General features: G+C 38.2%; 17 protein-coding genes. 6 read left to right on the top strand and 11 right to left on the bottom strand.

Features of this window, described 5'->3' with window-relative positions; translation table 11 throughout:
• Positions 1 to 16 precede the first annotated feature (16 nt).
• Positions 17 to 1,516, bottom strand: coding sequence for a hypothetical protein (locus tag EHQ62_RS11330; protein WP_135642878.1), 1,500 nt, complete (start codon positions 1,514 to 1,516; stop codon positions 17 to 19).
• A gap of 324 nt (positions 1,517 to 1,840) precedes the next feature.
• Here EHQ62_RS11330 and EHQ62_RS11335 point away from each other — a divergent pair, with 324 nt between their 5' ends.
• Entirely contained in the window at positions 1,841 to 2,881 is a 1,041-nt protein-coding gene (locus tag EHQ62_RS11335; protein ID WP_135642880.1) for a HEAT repeat domain-containing protein, read from the top strand.
• A 9-nt stretch (positions 2,882 to 2,890) separates the two neighbouring features.
• Complete coding sequence (locus EHQ62_RS11340) at positions 2,891 to 4,582, top strand: hypothetical protein (RefSeq protein ID WP_135642881.1); 1,692 nt, start codon at positions 2,891 to 2,893, stop codon at positions 4,580 to 4,582.
• Positions 4,583 to 4,614: 32 nt separating this feature from the next.
• On the opposite strand, the gene EHQ62_RS11345 is transcribed toward EHQ62_RS11340, so the two are convergent.
• From EHQ62_RS11345 to EHQ62_RS11375, 7 genes are read right to left on the bottom strand one after another with little or no spacing between them, the layout of a single operon-like run.
• Positions 4,615 to 6,777, bottom strand: coding sequence for an AsmA family protein (locus EHQ62_RS11345; RefSeq protein ID WP_135642883.1), 2,163 nt, complete (start codon positions 6,775 to 6,777; stop codon positions 4,615 to 4,617).
• 6 nt (positions 6,778 to 6,783) lie between these two features.
• Positions 6,784 to 7,740: an ABC transporter ATP-binding protein gene (locus EHQ62_RS11350; protein WP_135642885.1), complete on the bottom strand. Its 957-nt coding sequence runs from the start codon at positions 7,738 to 7,740 to the stop codon at positions 6,784 to 6,786.
• The gene (locus tag EHQ62_RS11355) at positions 7,733 to 8,722 is read right to left on the bottom strand and encodes an ABC transporter ATP-binding protein (RefSeq protein ID WP_135642887.1); all 990 of its coding nucleotides are present in this window, start codon (positions 8,720 to 8,722) and stop codon (positions 7,733 to 7,735) included. Before EHQ62_RS11355 ends, EHQ62_RS11350 begins: the two co-directional genes overlap by 8 nt.
• Complete coding sequence (locus EHQ62_RS11360; RefSeq protein WP_135642889.1) at positions 8,719 to 9,768, bottom strand: ABC transporter permease; 1,050 nt, start codon at positions 9,766 to 9,768, stop codon at positions 8,719 to 8,721. Before EHQ62_RS11360 ends, EHQ62_RS11355 begins: the two co-directional genes overlap by 4 nt.
• Entirely contained in the window at positions 9,765 to 10,775 is a 1,011-nt protein-coding gene (locus EHQ62_RS11365) for an ABC transporter permease subunit (protein WP_135642891.1), read from the bottom strand. Before EHQ62_RS11365 ends, EHQ62_RS11360 begins: the two co-directional genes overlap by 4 nt.
• 3 nt (positions 10,776 to 10,778) lie before the next feature.
• Entirely contained in the window at positions 10,779 to 11,825 is a 1,047-nt protein-coding gene (locus EHQ62_RS11370; RefSeq protein WP_135642892.1) for a carotenoid 1,2-hydratase, read from the bottom strand.
• A complete protein-coding gene (locus EHQ62_RS11375; RefSeq protein ID WP_244241749.1) occupies positions 11,812 to 13,653 on the bottom strand; it encodes a SpoIIE family protein phosphatase in 1,842 nt (613 codons plus the stop codon). Before EHQ62_RS11375 ends, EHQ62_RS11370 begins: the two co-directional genes overlap by 14 nt.
• A 281-nt stretch (positions 13,654 to 13,934) precedes the next feature.
• Between EHQ62_RS11375 and EHQ62_RS11380 the strand changes: the two genes are divergently transcribed.
• Complete coding sequence (locus EHQ62_RS11380) at positions 13,935 to 14,390, top strand: hypothetical protein (RefSeq protein WP_135642896.1); 456 nt, start codon at positions 13,935 to 13,937, stop codon at positions 14,388 to 14,390.
• Here EHQ62_RS11380 and ispF read toward each other — a convergent pair.
• From ispF to EHQ62_RS11395, 3 genes are read right to left on the bottom strand one after another with little or no spacing between them, the layout of a single operon-like run.
• A complete protein-coding gene (gene ispF / locus EHQ62_RS11385; protein WP_135642898.1) occupies positions 14,387 to 14,881 on the bottom strand; it encodes a 2-C-methyl-D-erythritol 2,4-cyclodiphosphate synthase in 495 nt (164 codons plus the stop codon). The two genes, EHQ62_RS11380 and ispF, sit on opposite strands and share 4 nt — an antisense overlap.
• Position 14,882: 1 nt before the next feature.
• Positions 14,883 to 15,869: a quinolinate synthase NadA gene (gene nadA, locus EHQ62_RS11390; RefSeq protein WP_015677556.1), complete on the bottom strand. Its 987-nt coding sequence runs from the start codon at positions 15,867 to 15,869 to the stop codon at positions 14,883 to 14,885.
• Positions 15,870 to 15,888: 19 nt separating this feature from the next.
• Positions 15,889 to 16,404, bottom strand: coding sequence for a hypothetical protein (locus EHQ62_RS11395; RefSeq protein ID WP_135642900.1), 516 nt, complete (start codon positions 16,402 to 16,404; stop codon positions 15,889 to 15,891).
• On the opposite strand from EHQ62_RS11395, the gene EHQ62_RS11400 reads away from it, so the two are divergent.
• From EHQ62_RS11400 to EHQ62_RS11410, 3 genes are read left to right on the top strand one after another with little or no spacing between them, the layout of a single operon-like run.
• Complete coding sequence (locus EHQ62_RS11400; RefSeq protein ID WP_135642902.1) at positions 16,364 to 17,122, top strand: magnesium transporter; 759 nt, start codon at positions 16,364 to 16,366, stop codon at positions 17,120 to 17,122. The genes EHQ62_RS11395 and EHQ62_RS11400 overlap by 41 nt on opposite strands.
• Before the next feature lie 35 nt (positions 17,123 to 17,157).
• Positions 17,158 to 17,736 (top strand): hypothetical protein, encoded by a 579-nt coding sequence (locus EHQ62_RS11405; RefSeq protein WP_015676553.1) that lies wholly within the window; start codon positions 17,158 to 17,160, stop codon positions 17,734 to 17,736.
• 16 nt (positions 17,737 to 17,752) lie between these two features.
• Positions 17,753 to 19,159, top strand: a complete 1,407-nt coding sequence (locus tag EHQ62_RS11410) for a COG3014 family protein (RefSeq protein ID WP_135642904.1) — start codon at positions 17,753 to 17,755, stop codon at positions 19,157 to 19,159.
• Positions 19,160 to 19,163: the final 4 nt, after the last annotated feature.

Consider the following 19,163-nt stretch of genomic DNA (forward strand, 5'->3'; position numbering starts at 1 on the left):
TTCGAATTCACTCCTTTTAGGGTTTGAATCGAGTGACAAAACTATTCAAAGAAGCACTTCCCTTCGGGATAATTGCACCTGGTATATCCGCTGTGCTCATACCTAATGCTGTATATGATCCATCACAATGCCTTTGGAAGGAAGTAATATTAGTACCTTTTGTATAATAACGTGTCAACTCAGTAAAATTAGATTTCTTCACTTCCGAAATATAACCAGAAGACACACTGCTTTGTATCCTTGCACCAGATAGGATATAACGATCTAAGTTTTGATCCAATAATCTGGTTGTTCCATGGGTTAAAAATTCAGTTCCGCTATAGATAAAGCTGGAGTAGTTTTCATTTCCAGAACCATCTAACGAAAAAAATTGAGTGGCATCTCCATTTAAAGGGTTTGGGTGGTTAAGGCCACTCGATATAACAGCGTCTCCATACGTAGTTCCCATTACAAAACTAGAATCGTTAAACGCTAAATCAGAATTAAAAAATAATTCGGTTGGGTTTGCCCCATCACCCACATAACGATGCCACTGGTAATCAAAATTTTGGTCCAATTTCATAACAAGTTTTGTATTCAACGCAGGTTTTGAATTTTTATTGTTCGGATAACTCACACTCAAATCAGTAGCACTTGTACCCACAGTTGTGGTGAGAAAAAATCCTGTCCCATTGGGAATTTCTGTGATCTTAACGGGCCGATACAATGTGACGTCGCCTGGAATTTGATACACTTTCGTCCAAATCGTTTGGCCATCATAAGAAAGTTTTCGAATGAAAAAATCTTGGCCTGAATAGGTTCCATTCAATGTTCCATTATCGGTTAGACCATCTACCGTGTTTCCAAAAAGGTAAAGTCCAGAACCATCTTGACTGTCGATGACTGATCCTAACTCTGTATCGGGGCCATTCACAGAATTGTTGATATAAGTTGTCCAAATAAACTCACCGTTTTGATTGAGTTTTCCGACAACCGAATTGCCATCGGTACCAATTGCACCAGCAAATGGGTGTTTAACGAATTGTAAAAGGGCACTCGTTCTAAGAAAAAAGTAAATACCATCATTTTCACGATACAAAATATCAAAACGTCCATCCGTACGATTTCCGACGTAGTTAAGCCAGTCTAACTGGCCATTTGCATTTTTTTTTGTGATAAAAAAATTGATCTCAGAACCAGGAGTTCCTATAAAACCAACACCACCACCTGGAAAATTGAATTGGGATTGCGCAATCGAATAACTGTTGTAATTTGAATCGATTTTGATCCCAAATCCTAAAGTGGTGCCACTTGAGGCCGTACCTACAAAACTATCCCAGGGTCCAGGTGCTGGTTTGCAAGAAGTACACGCTTCATAAACTCCGAGTAAACAATTTACAACTGCATTCTCAAAGTAACTGCGAGAGTTAGGATCTGATGGGTTGTTGAGGGTTAAAGGTTTGCAAAGGGAAACAGAGAATGTAGAGATAACCAATAAAAGAGAAAGACGGTTTTGGTGTTTGGTTTCAAAAGCCATTATTTTTGCTACAAAGCGAACAAATTGATTCCGAAAGGTCTGGTCCCCATTCATGATAGAACTGATCTTGATTTAAAAAATAAGCATTACAAGGAAATTTTTTATTAACTTAGTAAAAACAAATGCAGATGTTTCGTCGTTGGTTCGGAATATGAGAAATAAAATTTGCCCTAGAGATAAGCAATTTGACTGGGTTAGGCCCATATCAGGCACAGGTCCCACGCAAGCTTCGGTCAATATTTCTTATGAATGAATCCTTGACAAAGATGGAAAATTCTAGAACAGTTGGTGAATTCTGGCGACTGCCAACGATCGGAGTGTTACGTGAAGAAAGGATTCACATTTTTAATTTTAGTTTTCGGTTTCCAACTGTATGCAGGTGATCTAAAAGACGAACTCAAATCAGCAAGTAGTGACGCTGACAAAATTTCGATTTTAGCTGAAATGGGAAAATCTGGTGAAGCAAAGTACGTAAAACCAGTGACGGAACAATTGGAAAAAGGGGAATCGAGTAAAATCCGAGCCCAAGCTGCTACCGCTCTCGGAGACCTCAAAGCTGGAATCAACGAATTACAAAAAGCTTATGATAACGATGATGTTTACGTAAGAGAAGCATCCATTGAGGCCTTAGCAAAAATTGGAAATACAAAATCCCAATCCTACTTTGAAAAAGGAGCCAAAGATAAAAACGAAAAGATTCGTTTTTATAGCGTCCAAGGGTTATCAAAGGTAGGAAGGAGTGGGAACGCACCTATCTTCCGTAATGCGATCGAATGGAAAGACAAACCAACACAACTCGCTGCCATTCGTGGACTTGGAAATATCAATGCCTGGGACGAATGGAAGTACGTAAAACCATTTTGTTCAAACGCGGACAAAGACTTTGTTATGGCTTGTTTGTATAGTGCTGGAAAATTTAAAACTGATGAATCTTTGGCAGCAATCGAAGCTCTGCTTCCAAGCCCTGATACAGAGATCAGCAAAGAAGCGTTTGATGCCATCTCAAACTTTAAACCAGCACAAGTCATTCCTACTTTGATTCGATTTAAAAAATCCAACCCAAATCACCCAAATTTGTCAGATTTGAGCTCTAACTTAAAAAAATTAAAAGCAGCAAAACAATATGCGATCATCAATGTTTCCGATCGTTTGAATTTACGCTCCAAAGCGAACGAACGTTCTGAAGTCATCACAGGTCTACCTGGAAATGCAGTTGTGGAAATTGTTTCAAGAGAACCACGAAAGTACATCATCACCAATAGCAAAGGGGAAGAGATGGAAGACTTTTGGTACCAAGTGAAAACAAGTGACGGTAAAAAAGGATATTTGTTCGGTGAATACATCCATGTTGTGGATAGTTACTAAGGGACTCAAATGAAACGAACCAATCCTATTACTTGTACATTGATCCTTTTATCTGCTGTAGTTCTTTTGAACTGCAGCAAAAAAAAAGTAGAGAATTATACGGTTCCCAAAAAAATCTTCTTCGTCGATTTAAAAGATACAATTGATGTACTCCAATCAGAAGAACCTTTGGCTGAAAAAGTTGGGACGATTGGTGATTCGGATGCCGTTAAGATCCTATCGTTAATCTCTTATGAAAAAAATGATATGGTATACAAAACATACCAAATCAAATGCCCAACATCCATCAAACATAAGTGTAAAACAGAATTTGGTTACATTAAAGAATTTGATGTGGCTGGAAACGATTTCTTAAAATCATCTTCCAATGCATCTGTTAAAAAAAAGATGATCATTGTATCAGAAGAGGAATACCGTGAAAGTAATGGAATCAAAAAACTCATCCTTGATCCCAAATCAGTTAAGGATTCCATTGATTTAAACAATTTCACGATCTTTCAATTTTTGTTACAATCACTGGTTTCGTCACCTGATGACCAACTCCAAAAAATAGAAGAACTTTACCAAATTGTAAAACTCGTTGAAAACCCTTCCAGAGAAGACCAATATGTAACGGCTCTTAAAAAGAAGTATCCGATTCTTTCGCAAGTAGACGAAGCAGGTGCCATCTCGTCGGTGAAGACCAATAACGATTTTGATCAAAAATTATCAGAACAACGAAACGAACTGATCAATTCATTTATAGCTGGATTTCCTCTACGGGCATCCACCTTCAAAGGGTTAGTTGGCCAGTTTAATAAACTTAAAAATTATCCATACCTTTCTGAAAAAGTTTTTGAGTATTTGTCTAAAGAAGGGGTTTATTCTGTTTCTGGATTCGAAAGTCAGTATTTGGTTCAATCTGATTCCAGTCCTCTTGCTTTAGAAAAAGTAAAGAAATTGGAACCAAATTTAGATCCATCCAAATCAGTTGCAACCTTTGAAATTTTGCAAGACTCAGGAACCAATTTCAGGATCAAATTACAAATTTTGGATGGAATGGGTAACGTATCAAAAGAGGAAATACAATCGATTATTTCCTTTTCGGCAGAAGAATCTGGAAATTCGTTGGGATTCAAAGTCAAAACGGATAAACAAGATTTTATTTTGTCTCCATTGGAAACTACTCCCAATTTGCTGATTGCAGGCCAAGGATTCAAAGAATATGTAAAAGCCATTCCTAGTGATTACAAAGATATCATCAAAAACAATGACTATGAAAAAGCCAAAATGTTAATCGCAGTTAAGTTTGGTGAAGGTGGCTTTGATGAAAAATTAGGAAAGATGGTCTACATTTTATCTTCTAACAATCGGTATTGGATGATGTTGGACTTATTTCGATTCAATCCAAATGTGAAACGGAATCGAGATTATGAAGGTACACTGGATACCTCCTTTTCCATTGATGAAAGCAATTGTATCTCCACTAGCAAATGGAGACAACCAAAAGGTGAGTTATACATTACTGGAATCGAAAGGAGTTGTTACTCTGAATACGAAGAACAGATAGAAGCATCTGAAAAATTATGTTTTTATGAAGGTGGTTCCAAATACTTCCAAATCGAGTTTTCACCTTCAGAGTTACGATCTGACAAACCCAAAGTGGATTTTAAGTATGATGATTTTGGGGTTTGTGAAGCCATCCAATACATAATGCAATAACAACAGCTATTTAGGAGGAAAAATCAATGGAATCATTCGTTGGTTTTTTCTTCTTTTTTCTCTTCTTCTTCTTTTCCACCAAACAAATATTTAATGCCACTCCAACTTTTTTGAACACCAGTTGTTACATTGTCTACTGCCTTATTTACATACTCAGACATTGCAGATCCTGCAATCCCACCCACAGCTGCCCCAGCGGGGCTTGCTAAAAAAATTGTCCCTGCATAAACGGAACCCAACCATATCGGATCGATGAAAGGAGTGGATACCCCATAAGTTCCACGGTAGATAATCGGAAGTTTTAAAGCCTTACCAGCAACACCAGGGAATGCAATAGTAAACTTCATATCAATTGATTTGTTGAATGCAATCTTTCCACCACCAGAACCTGCAATTCCATCTGCTTTCAAAACAAAGTTTCGAACATCGATGTTTTCTTTCGCATATAAAAAATCAAATTTAAGTTCGTTATAAGGTGTTGCTCGGCTAAAATCAATTTTCTTTAAATTGATGATACTACCTATGGAACTAATTGGTTTCAAAATATTTGTATAACTAAGTAATTCACCATTTTTGGCGTTGATATTTCCTGTTATCTGTAAATTAGACAATAATCCTTCTTCCGTATCCGAAGGAGAGGAGAGAATGAATTCAGAATCTAAATTACCTGTGATTGGTGATATTTGAAAAATATCAGAAAGTAGTGGAGCAATGGCAGCATGATGGATTTCACCTTTAAGCGTCAATCCAACTGGATTTACCCAGCTAAAACTTCCATTCCCTACCGCGAGACCATTATAAGCTCTCAATTCATAACGATTGATGTTTAATTTTCTCTTTGCATAATGCACATTTAATTTCAATGAATCGGCTTTAAAATCCACCACTGTCAAATTTCGTAACTGAAAATTCAAATGTACGTTCATCCGATTCGCATAACCAGTGCTTGGAATATCTCGGGTTAAAATTGATTTTTCAAAATCTGGATCTACCCAAATTTTGATCACCTTGATGATACTTGGTACATCTAAGTAATCAGAACTTCCTTCAAAGGAAATCGTTGGAGAGAGTGGTGGTTTTAGAAAATTGACAAATCCAGAACCGTATAATTTTGACTTACCCTTCCATTCCACGATAATATTCGCAAAGGAAAGTTTGTCCTCATTCATATCATAGTGCATCAGAGTGGAAACATGGCCATCGGCAAAGGTTTTTCCGTCTTTTAATGCTAGATCTTGGATATGCATTCGATCGACTACAGCATATATTTTTGCCGCATCACGTTTGTAAAATGGGATTGTGCCAGAAGTTTTTGCAAATCGCAAATCACCTCTTGTAAAAATAATTAAAATATCGTGTAAATCAATTCCTTTCAAGTTTTGGAAAGTAAACTCACCTTCTATTCGTAAGGATTCATACGTCATTTTATCTTCAGAAAATAAAATATCAGTACTTAATGAAATTGGTTCGTTATTTAGTTTTCCATAAATATAGAGATCTAAGTTACGAAGGTCTCGATCCAAATGGAAGGTTGTACCCCAAAGGTATAAATTAATTTTCCTAGAATACAATTTGTCTTCAAATAAGATCGTAATATTTTTGATTTCGATTTGATTGACCGAGTTTGCAAATGTTTTGGAAAAATAGAATTCGGTAGGTTTACCTATATCATCTTCACTTACATCGTAAGGATTTGTTCCCTTCTGATTTTTGTTTTTGGAAACGGATTCTGTGTTTGCGTTTCCCAATGGATTGGAATTTAAATTTGTATCTATGCTTGGTTTGGTTGTGAGCCTATCAAAAAGAGGAAAGGATTCATCTTTTTCACGGGTGATCTCAACTGTGCCCGTGTTTAAATAAACTTTTCTAATTTCTAATGGTTTTCCAACAAATACGCCGTAATACACCTCAATCCGAAGTTTCTGCACGTGAATGAGTTCATCATCAAATTTGGAAACCGTTACATCATTCAACTCAATTCCAGGAAATGGGAAAAACACAGGTTCAGAACTTTTATAATTCACATTGAGTTCTGTGATTTTATAAGTCGTTTCAAGGATCAAATTTTTATAATAGTCAGGATCAGCTAACAGCGGATACAATATAAAAAACATTGTCATAGAGATGACAAAAATTCCGGTTAAAAGGATTTTTCCAATTACACCCTTGATTGTATCACGTAGCGATAACTTCACAAACTTTTACTGTAGTGGAAAATGGCATTTCACTCGATGCGCATCCGAAGGATAAATTTCCTTTGGCTCTTCTGATTTGCAAATCTCTTTTGCAATGGGACAACGTGTATGAAATTTACAACCTTTGGGTTGGTTGAGAATACTTGGGATTTCCCCAACCAACGGTTTTGCCGTTTTGTTTCGATCTTTTAAATCAAAACTTGCAGAAAACAAAGCTTGTGTATAAGGATGGCGTGGTCTTTGGCTGATTTCATCCCGACTACCCTCTTCCACGATTTGCCCTAAATACATAACCGCAATTCTGTCGGACACATGTTTTACAATATTTAAGTCATGCGAAATGAACAAATAGGACAATCCGTACTTTTCTCTAAGTAATAATAGATTATTGATCACTTGCGCTTGTGTGGAAATATCCAATGCAGAAACGGCTTCATCACAAACTACTAAACTAGGATCCAAAATTAGGGCACGTGCGATCGCAATCCTTTGTCTTTGGCCACCACTGAACTCATGCGGGTATCTATGTAAAATGTCTGATGGTAAATTCACTTCCGACAAAGCTTGGATTGCTTTCTCTTTTTTTTCCAGAGGACTAAGATTGGGGAAATGGATTTGTAATCCTTCAGTGACAATTTCTTCGATCGTAAAACGCGGGTTTAACGATGAATATGGATCTTGGAAAACAACCTGTATTTTTCTTTTTAAAAGTTTTTGATTTTCTTTGGAAACTTTCCCTATTTCTTGTCCTTCAAACGAAATGTTCCCTTGGTCAAAAGGTAATAATGATAAGATGGCTCGACCAATTGTGGATTTACCACAACCTGATTCGCCGACAAGGCCTAATATTTTGCCTTTGGGAATCGAAAAATTTACTCCATCAACGGCCACCAATCGTTTTGTCGAAAAAGAAAGAGATTGTGATTGTTTATAAGAAACAACTAAGTTTTCTACATTAAGCACTTTCTTTTCCTCCAAACAAAAAACACTCTACTATTTGTGAATCAGTCACTTTCGTTGGACTTGGAATCTTAGTTGCACAAATCTCCATTTTTTCGTTACAGCGAGTGTGAAAACGACAACCAAGAGGGTATGATTTTGGTGATGGAACAATACCATCAATGGTTACTAATTTTTTTCCGATATTTTCATGATTTGGATACGCAGAAATTAATGCCTTTGTATAAGGATGTTTTGGTGAATCGATCACCAAATCAACGTTCCCTTGTTCCACTATTTTTCCCGCATACATGACTGCAATTCGATCGGCAATATGACTTACCAGACCAATATCATGTGAGATAAACAAAACTGCCATCCCATGTTCTTTTTTTAACTCTTTTAATAATTCGATCAACTGAAGTTGGATTGTTACATCGATGGCACTCGTTGGTTCATCTGCGATCAATATTTTTGGATCACACATAAGTGCCATAGCGATACAAACTCTTTGTAACATTCCTCCCGAAAACTGATTCGGATATTGCTCTAATCGATGTTTGGCGTCTGTAATCCCAACTCGTTCCAAAAGATAAATTGCTTTCTTTTCTGCTTCTTCTTTTGAACCCAATCCATGTAATAAAAAACCCTCAACCAATTGATTTCCAATTTTTTGTAAAGGGTTTAGGGCAGTAAAAGGTTCCTGGAAAACATAAGTGATTTCTTTTCCACGTATCGATCGAAGGGTATTTGCATCAGCTTCTAATAAATTTTTGCCATTCAATAGAATGGAACCTGTTGGATACATGGTTGTATTGGAAGGCAAAAGTTTTGTTAACGCTAAACTGGTGATGGATTTCCCACAACCCGACTCTCCAACAAGTGCTAACGTTTCGCCTTTGTTTAAATCAAAGCTGATCCCACTAACAATGGGTAAGATGCCATCGTCAGTATTGATTTCGATAGAGAGGTTGTTTACGGAAATGGTTTTGGAACTTGTTGTCATTCGTAAACCACCTTGTCTTTTGGATCAAAGGCATCCCGAAGGCCCTCACCCACAAAAGCAGAAAATAAAATCGTCAAAAAAAGAGCCACTGATGGAAAGGTGATGAGCCACCAAGCAGTGAGCCTCTCCCTTCCTTGGCCAATGAGTTCTCCCCAGGAAGGATTGGGTGCTGGGATCCCGTATCCCAAAAAGTCCAAAGCTGATAAAACCGAAATCGCCGATATCAAAATAAAAGGTAAAAAGGTAACAAGAGGTGTGAGTGAATTCGGCAAAAGATGTCGCATGATGATGGAGTAAGACGAAGCACCCAAAGTTTTTGCAGCATCAACAAACTGTTGTTTGCGGAGCTTCAAAAATTCACCTCGCATATAATAACTGAGTCCTATCCAACTTAAGGAACCATAGGTTACAATGAGAACCATAAATCCCCTGCCAAAAAATGATCCCATGATCAATATCAAATAGAGAAAAGGAATTGCTGATAAAATTTCGATTAACCGTTGTAAAAACAAATCCAATCGACCTACGAAATACCCTTGAATCCCACCGATAAAGGAAGCGAGTAAAATTTCTACAACGATAAGGATCAAACTAAATGTCATGGCAAGTCGATACCCATAGATGATCCTTGTGAAAACATCTCTTCCTCTATCATCGGTTCCCATCCAATGGCGTAACGTTGGTTTCGATGGAGGATTGGTTCCTTCTTCTAAACTTTCCAAATTGTCTTCGTTCACTCCAAATGGGATTGGTGGGAATACCATATGATTTCCAGAATCTTGAAACCTAGACTCACGATTCAATTTTTTATAATTGGGTTCTGTGAGATTGGTCCCTCCATATTTAGTTTCAGGGTAAAACTGAAAAATTGGGAAAGAAACTGACCCTTCATACAAAACAAACAAAGGTTTGTTATTGATTAAAATTGGCGCAAACAAAGATAAAATGTAAGAATAAAAGAGTATCATTAAAGAATAATAAGCCCTTTTATTCTTTTTGAATTTTTCCCACTTACGGACGTTTGCCGGGTTTGATATAAATTTCATTCGAAATCAATCCTCGGGTCAATTAAGATGTAACAAAAGTCTGAGACAATTTTTCCGATTAAACCTAAAAAACTTTGGGCCAAAAGTAAACCCATCATCAAATCGGTATCTCTTTCTCTAACTGCTTCAAAACTAAGTAGTCCCATTCCATCGATGTTAAAAACCAATTCGATAAAAAGGGATCCTGAGAAAATCAATGTTAAGTTACTGCCAAATCCTGTTGCAATTGGAATGAGTGAATTTCGGAATGCATGTTTAAAAATAGAATCTGAAAAACTTAGCCCTTTGGAAATGGCAGTTCGCACATATTCCTTTGCAATTTGGTCAAGCAAACTATTTTTCATAAGTAAGGTTAATACAGCAAAACTACCAACCACATAACAGATCACCGGTAAAAACATATGAGCCAATCGATCTTTTACTTTCCCAACAAAACTTAAGTCTTCATAAAAATCAGAAACTTCGTGGCCTAATGGAAAAAATGAAAACACTTCTCCAGAAGCAAATAAATACAAGAGTAACATCGCAAAGGCGAATACTGGGAGAGAATATGTAAAAAAGATGATGAAACTCGTGATGAAATCAAACCGACTTCCTTCTTTTAACGCTTTTTGGATTCCCAATGGTATACAAATCAAATATGTTAAAAAGAATCCTGATAATCCAAAGAAAAGGGAAACTGGTAGTTTTTCCACAATGAGTTCTGATACCTTTTTTGAATGTAATCTCGATTCACCGAGGTCAAACTGTACGATTTGTTTGAGCCAATAGAGATAAGCAACTGGGGCCGGTTTGTCTAAATGTAATCTTTTTTTAATAAGATCAATTTCTTCTTGGGAAATTTGTTTGGTGGAAGCACCTGCCAAATTCCCCGCACCTTTTAATTTTGCAATTTCGCTATTGAGTGGGCCACCAGGGGCAAAATGAGAAATTAAAAAAACCAAAAATGTGATTCCAAGTAGGGTTGGAAAAATCAATAAAAACCGCTTTAAAAAGTATTTCCACATGGTTTAGAACTCCCACCAGTCTTTCGATTTTTGATAACCTTTCAATTCTAAATATCCTTTCGCAGACTTTTTTTGATTTGGATCTTTGGCCAAAACGGCTCCTTCCCAATAGATGGTTTGGGTGGAATCACTTCCATCAAACTCTTGTTCATTGAAAATGGGTTCTACTTCCCATTCACCTCCTGGGTATTTGATTTTCCAATGTAAGGGATAAACTATTTTGGTTTTGTTACTCTTCCAAAACTCACCAACGGGATCCATTTGGATTTCTACCCCTTCTTTCCAATAAGTCACCTTGCCTTTGGGATCACGATAGGTACCAAATATTTCTGGAGCTGAATTTTTGGAGGCTCGGAACCGAAAGAATACATAATCCCCACCATGATTGTCCATCAAACAAATCCAATCCCAACCTGACTCTCCTGTTGCCAGAGTAGGGATAGACTTAGAAGATTTTTCACTCCACTCATGATCCATCCATGATTCGCCAGAAAGTATGGTTTCTTTTTTACCTTGGAACCATAAACTTCCAGTGGTAACCAATCTCGGATAACTATAGTAATACGAAAAAATATTTGGATTCCGTTTGGATTTAATTGAAATCCCATCTTTACCGTGGGAAAGGATGTTTCCATTTCCATTCAACAATAGTTCCAAAGCAATTGTTTTGGATTTTGGATTTGCTTTGATCAAAAATTGATCTTTTGAAAGAATTTGAAATTCATATTCGCCACTATAAATTTTATTCGTTTGATAGCCAGCAAGGTCCCCTAGGCTTCGTTTGATAGTTTGGCTTGTTTCATGGCGTTTTTGTTTCAAATCGGATATGGCAAAATGCACAGGAAAAACTTCTGGATTCCAATCTTTTCCATCACTAAATTTTAATCGAAAAAAAGAAAGTTCATATCCATATAGATTTCCCGACTCTGCTTTGATGTGCCCAACAAAATAACACCATTCTAATCCATAATCGGAATGAAAACTATGGTCTTTGGGAAAACTAAAATGAAAAAAACAAATTGAAAGTAGTAACAGTTTAAATCGATTCATCTGGCAACAATTCCCACTTTTTTTCCAGTGGAAGGATGTGTAAGTAGGTGTCTTCAATGTGTTTCATCTTATCGATGACATCTTTCATTTTTTGTTTTTGGTTTAACTTACGGTAAAGTTGGGCCAAATTGTATAGGTTTGATAAATTAGAATCATTGATGGAGTAGGCTTTTTTCCATTCCACTTCTGCTTTTTCATACAAGCCCAAACGGAAATAACAATAACCTAAGATCGCATGAGATTTAAAGTGATTGGTTTTGAATTTGTTATAGGACTCTAACATAACAACGGCATTTTCGTAATCACCGCTATAGGCAAGAGCTTTCCCATATGCAAGTTGTGTATTAAGTTCTCTCGGTAAAATTTTGTGAGCTTCTTTGTAATACAAAGTTGCCTGTTTATAATCTTTTTTTTGGTAAACCTGATCTCCTTTCGATTGTAAAACACGAAAGTCTTCTAATTTGGGAGATAACTGTAATCCGAGTAAGGTGATGTCATCCATCGCATCAGTTCCCATTGTGAATTCACGGTGGTGGTTCATGATGAGTTCCACTGTTTCTTGGATTGATGCATTTGCATTTTCTTCTATGAGATGCATGAGTTTTGTTTCACCAAACGCAAGTCCATGATCGTTCTCTGCTTCTGTTAGACCGTCAGTATACAAAAAGAGTTTATCACCTGGCTCTAATTGGAGGTGTAAATCGCGGTAAGTATCACCAGCATCCGGAAACATTCCAAGAAAGGTTCCTTCACCATCACAAATCTCTGCCTTTCCTGTTTTATGCCGAAATAAAATAGGCCTTGGATGGCCAGCAATTGAATACACTACTTTGTAATCAGAATGGATGAGTAAATAAACACAGGTTGTGTAACCCTGTTGTTTGACAAGGTCAAGTAACTCCCGATTGATGAGTTTGAATGTTTCGGAAGGTTTTGGTTTCTTAAAATTCGAAAACAACATTTTCGATAATGCTGTGATAAATGCTGCAGGCACACCGTGCCCTGAAACATCACAGACAGCGACACCTAACTTATCTGTATGATAAGGAAAATAATCATAATAGTCCCCACTCACTTCTTGCATGGGACTAAAACCAGTCCAAAATTGAATTCCATTCCAGTCTGGTATAATTTCTGGGATGAGACCCTTTTGGATGTTCTTTGCCAATCGTAAGTCTTTCGCCATAGAAAGTTGTTTTTTTTCCAACTCTTGTTTGAAAGACTTTAAAACTTCAACTGCCGCTTCCAAATCACGGTTTTCAATGGCTAGTTCACGTGATTTGCCCACAACATCCCGAACATCCACAATCGACATTTCTTCTAATTCTGTTTCTGATCGGGAAGTCACCATCACCCGATGGCGAGATGTTACGTTATCTTTTGTTAGGTGAGACCTAGACAAATACAAAACATCATCTTTCCATTCCAATTCGTATTCGTTTGCATCCGAACCAAATTGAATCTCTTCACCCAGTTCTTTGTGAGAAACGTGAATGCCAAAAAGTTTTGTTTTCGTCATTCTGATTTTGAATTCTTTGAGTTCAAATAGTACAGCGAGACCATTCAACATACCTTGGAAAAAAACGGCATCATACCATTTCTCTTGGTATTCTGGGAGATATACGAAAACAAATTTAAAATGATTTTCAGATAATGGTTTTACATTAAGATAAACTACTCTTGTTAGGCGACCAATCAAAATGGGAAGACGTTGGATCATTTCCACCATATCAATTCTTGTATCATCCAATGGTAACAAATCATACGCATTGGTGATAAGAGCTTCTGTGCCCACATGGTACAAAATCCCCGAAATGTCCAAAGACATGGCGATTTGTTGGATGATTTTATCTTCTAGGGCTTGCGAAATCCAATAATTTGGATCTTTTAAGATGCGAGTGTAGGTGTTATCATCTAAAATTTCAGGAAAAGGATTGGTGTGGGCTGTGAGATTGTTTTCCCGCTCATAAACTTGGATGAGGCCAGATACTCGTTTGGATGATATTTCTCTTGCAGAATGCAGTTGCTAAACCCTCCCGAAGATTCTCCTTCGGTAGGAGAAAAATAAATTTCAATCGATCCCTAGGCAATAGATTTTTCTATGGAGATATGATTTGGTATCTTCGCGTTTTTGGCATTTTTGTTTTTGTGTTTTTTTTCGCTGTCATTGGCCAAAAGGAAAGTCGTTTGGAGCGAACATGGGAGGTAAAATTAAAACCTGACCAAACACAAAAGATCTTATACGAATCCTTCCAACCGAAATCCTATCGGCCCCCAACAGTGGGGGAAGAATGGGAATCCAAAACCTTAGGGGAAACAGTAAAGTGTAAGACCATAGCTGTCACAAATACACCGACAATTTCTTTCCAAATCCAAACGGAAGGATTCAAACATTACCAAATGCTAAAAGAGACCTACCAACTCGATGCAACTGAGAACGGCGTTCGTATCTTGGCAAAATGGGAAATCGAGCCTGTTCCCAATTTCACATCCAAACTTTTATTTTTATTCTTTAGCGATGCGGATTTAAACCTAATCGCCTCTTCAAAAGAAAAACGATTTTAATGGTGTTTCTTTGTGCTTTCCATAAGCACAGTCGCCATCACCATCACACCTTCGCTCCTACCCAAAGCTCCCATACCTTCGGAAGTGGTGGCTTTGATCGAAACACAATCTAACGGAAGTTTGGTGATACTTGCCAAAGAAGCATTGAGTTCGGCACGGATTGGATTTATTTTGGGATGATCTCCCACATATGTGCAGTCTACATTCACAAGTTTAAAATTTTTTTCTGCCACAAGTTCCAGACATTTTTCAATGATGCGAGTGGACTTCATGTTTTTGTATTGTGGGTCGGTGTCAGGGAAATGGACTCCAATATCACCTAGGGCAAGTGCACCTAACATCGCATCGGCGACCGCATGCAAGATCACATCGGCATCACTATGACCGAGAAATGCAAATTCTGATTTTACCTCAACACCCGCAAGCACTAACGGACGAAATGGTTCGTGGATGAGTTTGTGAAAATCGATTCCGTTTCCAATTCTAAACATATTATTTTTTATAACTCAATTCTAACATACGATTCACAGATTTTTGGGCAAGCCTGATCACTTCTTCATCCAAAAAGATTTCAAATTGTTCTTTTAAAAGTGCATCCCTTACTTTTTCCAAAGTAATTTTTTTCATGTGAGGGCAAGTCTGACAAGTGGACACAAATTCTTTTTCTGGGAATTCAGCACGTAAATTATCACCCATCGAACACTCCGTCACAAGCATAATTTTGTCCGTTTTGCTCTTTCGGATAAAATCTACCATTTGTGAAGTTGAACCCGAAAAATCTGCTTCTTTGACTACATCTTCATGGCATTCAGGATGTGTAATCACAGTCACTCCACCAGGAAACAACCGTTTTGTGGAACGAATGTCTTCTGGAGTGTACATCTCATGGACCATACATCGTCCTGGGTGTGAGATGATGGTTTTTGTCGTTTGGTTCCGAACATTACCTGCCAAGTATTCATCTGGCAAAAAGATCACAGTATCCCCTTCTACCGCGTTGACAATTTGTACCGCATTGGCAGAAGTACAACAGACATCCGTTTCGGCTTTGACTTCCGCCGAACAGTTGACATACGTCACAACGGGAACACCGGGGTATTTTGCTTTTAAAGCTTTGACATCTTCCCTTGTGATGGATTCCGCAAGGGAACAACCTGCTTTTGGATCGGCTATGAGAACCTTTTTTTCAGGGGATAAAATTTTAGCAGTCTCCGCCATAAAGTGAACCCCATTAAACAAAATGAGATCGGCAGTGGTTTCCTTTGCCATTTTGGAGAGATACAATGAATCTCCAATGATATCAGATACTCCCCAAAATACATCGGGTGTCATATAATTGTGCCCAAGGATCACGGCATTTTTTTCTTTTTTGAGACGGTTGATCTCTTCTGCAAGTGGCAGGATCCGTTCTTCAATTTCATGAGGTAGGTAAATGGGATTTAGTTTTTGGACCAATTGGTCTCTTGTGACAAGTGACATGATTTTCTCCTAATAACAATCATTGGAAAGGATCAGAACCAAGGATGGTGTCTGTTTCCTGCAGGCCCGAATCAGCGGGGGGAACGGAATTTTCTAATGAACCACATTGGTTCATCGCTTCTTGCCAAGAAGTCTCAGCAGGAGACGTACCTGTACGTTGGACTCTCCTATATTCTGCATTGGAAGCAAATGAATTTTGGTTACAAGCCTTAGCACTATTATATGCCAAATTAATTTTAGAAAAACAATCAAAATACAAAATGGCTACCGCATCCGTACTCAATTCTCTCGGTAGAATTTGGTCTTTCAATTTTGAAACCAGACTTGGGCAAACGGTTGTACTCGTATCAGGTACGGCGACACAATTGGCTTCCGTCAGAATAAATCTTTGACAGGCGGATTGGACAGGACTCCCTTGAGAGAGTAATGCACTTAATAGTTCTGCATTGGAATCTTGATTTGATTGTTTCGTGCAGGAAAAGTCCAAAATGAGAATGCCAACCAACAAAAAGAAAATTGCCCTCATCCTAGTCATCTCGATTCTACTCTCCTTCTTACTTGGTAGTCTTGTCTATATCCTTTTTCTGAAAAAAACGAAGTTGGATCCAAAGGAATCTTCCTTTGATTCACGTTCCGAGATCTATTGGAATAGGTTACAAAATCGCCCAGAGGTCCTAAAGGGTCCAGGGTATCCAACTGATTTACGGGATTTTTTAGAAACCTTACGGGGAAAAGAATCGTACCAATGGAACGGCGAAAGGGACAAAACATATGATTTCCTGTTAACAGAATATCCCGACGAAAGAGGCCATGTCCTCTATGCAGTTTATGTAGCATATATGAATTGGAAAGAAAAATCGGATGAAATTGAATCCCAAATTTCCCTTACCAGTTACGAAAAGCTAACAGCCATAAACCGATTGAAAGGAGAAATATTCCCTGGTGTATTGGATGAGTTGATTTTTCCCAAACACCCAACGACCCCTCCATCCATATTGGTTTCCTACTTGGAAGATTACATTCAGAGAAATCCCTATAGTTATTCTAGAGAACGAAAACGAATTTTCCTTCGAAAAAAAGAAGAACTTTACCAAACTGAAAAATGGGACATCCAATCTTGGGAAAGCCCAAATTTTTACCGCCAAGTGGTGAACCTCATTTATGAAAGGGAAATGAAGGAAATGACCGAAGAGGAAAAAACTTTTTATCGGAGTTCTAAAATCGAGGAATTGAAATCGGATTTTTGGAATTGACAAGACTTGTTTCCATCCCCCATATAAATGGGGTTATGAAACAAATTCTCTTCTCCTTTCTCTTAGTAGGATTCTTATTCCAATGCAGTTCCAGCCCAAAAAGGCTCGACAATGCTGATGATTATATCTCCGACTCAGGTGGACTCACAAGCCAAGAATTGGTCAAAGCGGCCGAAAAATTAGCCGGTCAAATTGGGGAGTATTTCAAAGAAAACCCACATGAAGAAGGTGTCTTTGTGGCACACTTCCCTACACGTAACGATACATCCGAACAAATCCAAACCGAACTTTTTGACAACGCGTTTGTTTCTAAACTCATCAAAAACAAAATTTACACAGTTCGTACAAAAACAAGAGAACAGTCTCTTAACGAAATCCAATTCAGTTTGTCTGGTCTTACTTCCAACAGGCTTTCCATTGGAAAACTCAAATCGCCAAACTTCTTTGTTCGTTGCGAAATCAACGAAAACATGTTCACTTCCGACGGAGAAAAAATCGTAGAACAATCGATCAACATTGAACTTGTCGAAGTGGAAACTACGATTGCTGTTTGGTCAGAAAAGGTGTCCTATCGAAAACTAGCCGTTAGAGGAAACAAAGGGGTTAGTTGGTAATCCCTTCCGCCATTACATGAAAAAAACATTTCTCTTTTTCTCTCTTCTTTTTCTCGGTTGTGCCAGTGATTACAACAAAATCATCGAAGCAACCGAATCGGCATACTACGGGCAAAACTATGACTCTGCCATTCCTAAAATTCGAGAACTGTACGAAGGTTCTTCCAATAAGGACAAACTTCTTTTTTTGATGGAAGCGGGTATGATCTTTCATACCAAAGGGGATTACGTCACTTCCAACAAAGTTTTCAAAGAAGCAGAAGACATAGCAGACAATATCAAAGTCAGTATGACGCGGTCTGGACTTTCGTTCATCCTTTCTGATAACGAATCCAATTACACTGGGGAAGATTTTGAAAGGGTAATGATTAAGTTCTACATCGCGAACAATTACCTTCTGCAAGGTGACACAAATAACGCGAAAATTTATTTTAGGCGTTTGGACTTTGAGTTAAAAGAAATGCGTTTTTTGGCGGCCGAGTACCGCCAAAACAATGCAGCGAGGCTCATCGATGCATATGTTTCGGAATCTCTTGGCCGTTATAATGATGCCCGTGTCCAATACAAAAACATGGAACAACTCATTGGCAAAAGCCAAAATCTAATTGCCGACAGGTATTTGTTAGCCGCCAAAGAGGGTGATTCTGGAGACAAATCCAAATACGGTGCCGGTCGCTCTAGTTTACAAGCTTACAACAGTTCGATGCAAAGGACCTCTCCCGAAAACGAAAAACTCTCGGAAGTGATCATCATCCACGAAGCGGGTAAATCTGCGATTAAGATGTCTCGGGGAAAACTCATCCAAGATGAATACTTTGCGGCCGCCTTACGTGGTGCTGTCGAAAAGGGACTTGCTGTGAAAGGGGCAGGCGCATCGCTTGCTGGCGCAATTACAGCATTATCCGTTGCTGAAAACCCAATCCCAATTTACAAAGAAAGGGATCCAAAAGGTTCCCTTCCGAAAAAGTACTACATCAATGGTGTGGATGTTGGGTATTCTGATATCATGAACAATTATTCTGAAACAGCGATGAATAATTTTAATGAAAACTACAAAGCTCTCATCACAAAAAACTTAACTTCTCTTGCCGTCAAAGTGGTAGCAGCGGTGATCGCTTCCGAAGCCATGGCACGGGCCATAGAGTCTGGTGGACGAGGGAAAAACAATGACTTGGTTTCGAGCCTCATCCGTGTGGCAGCGGGAGCGGCAGCTGGAATTGCAGTTTCACAAACGATCGCACCTGACTTACGTTGTTGGAGGACCATTCCTTCCAACTTCCAAGTGAAACGTGTTTTACTCGCGCCAGGAGAATACGACTTTAAAGTGGACTCACCTGGTTCTGTGGTGACAAACGCTCCGAAGAAATTGATTGTGGAAGAAGGAAAACCTTTATTTGTTTCGGTTCGTTCTTACACCAACTAACAGA

Source organism: Leptospira jelokensis (assembly GCF_004769635.1).
Classification (GTDB): Bacteria; Spirochaetota; Leptospiria; order Leptospirales; family Leptospiraceae; genus Leptospira_A; species Leptospira_A jelokensis.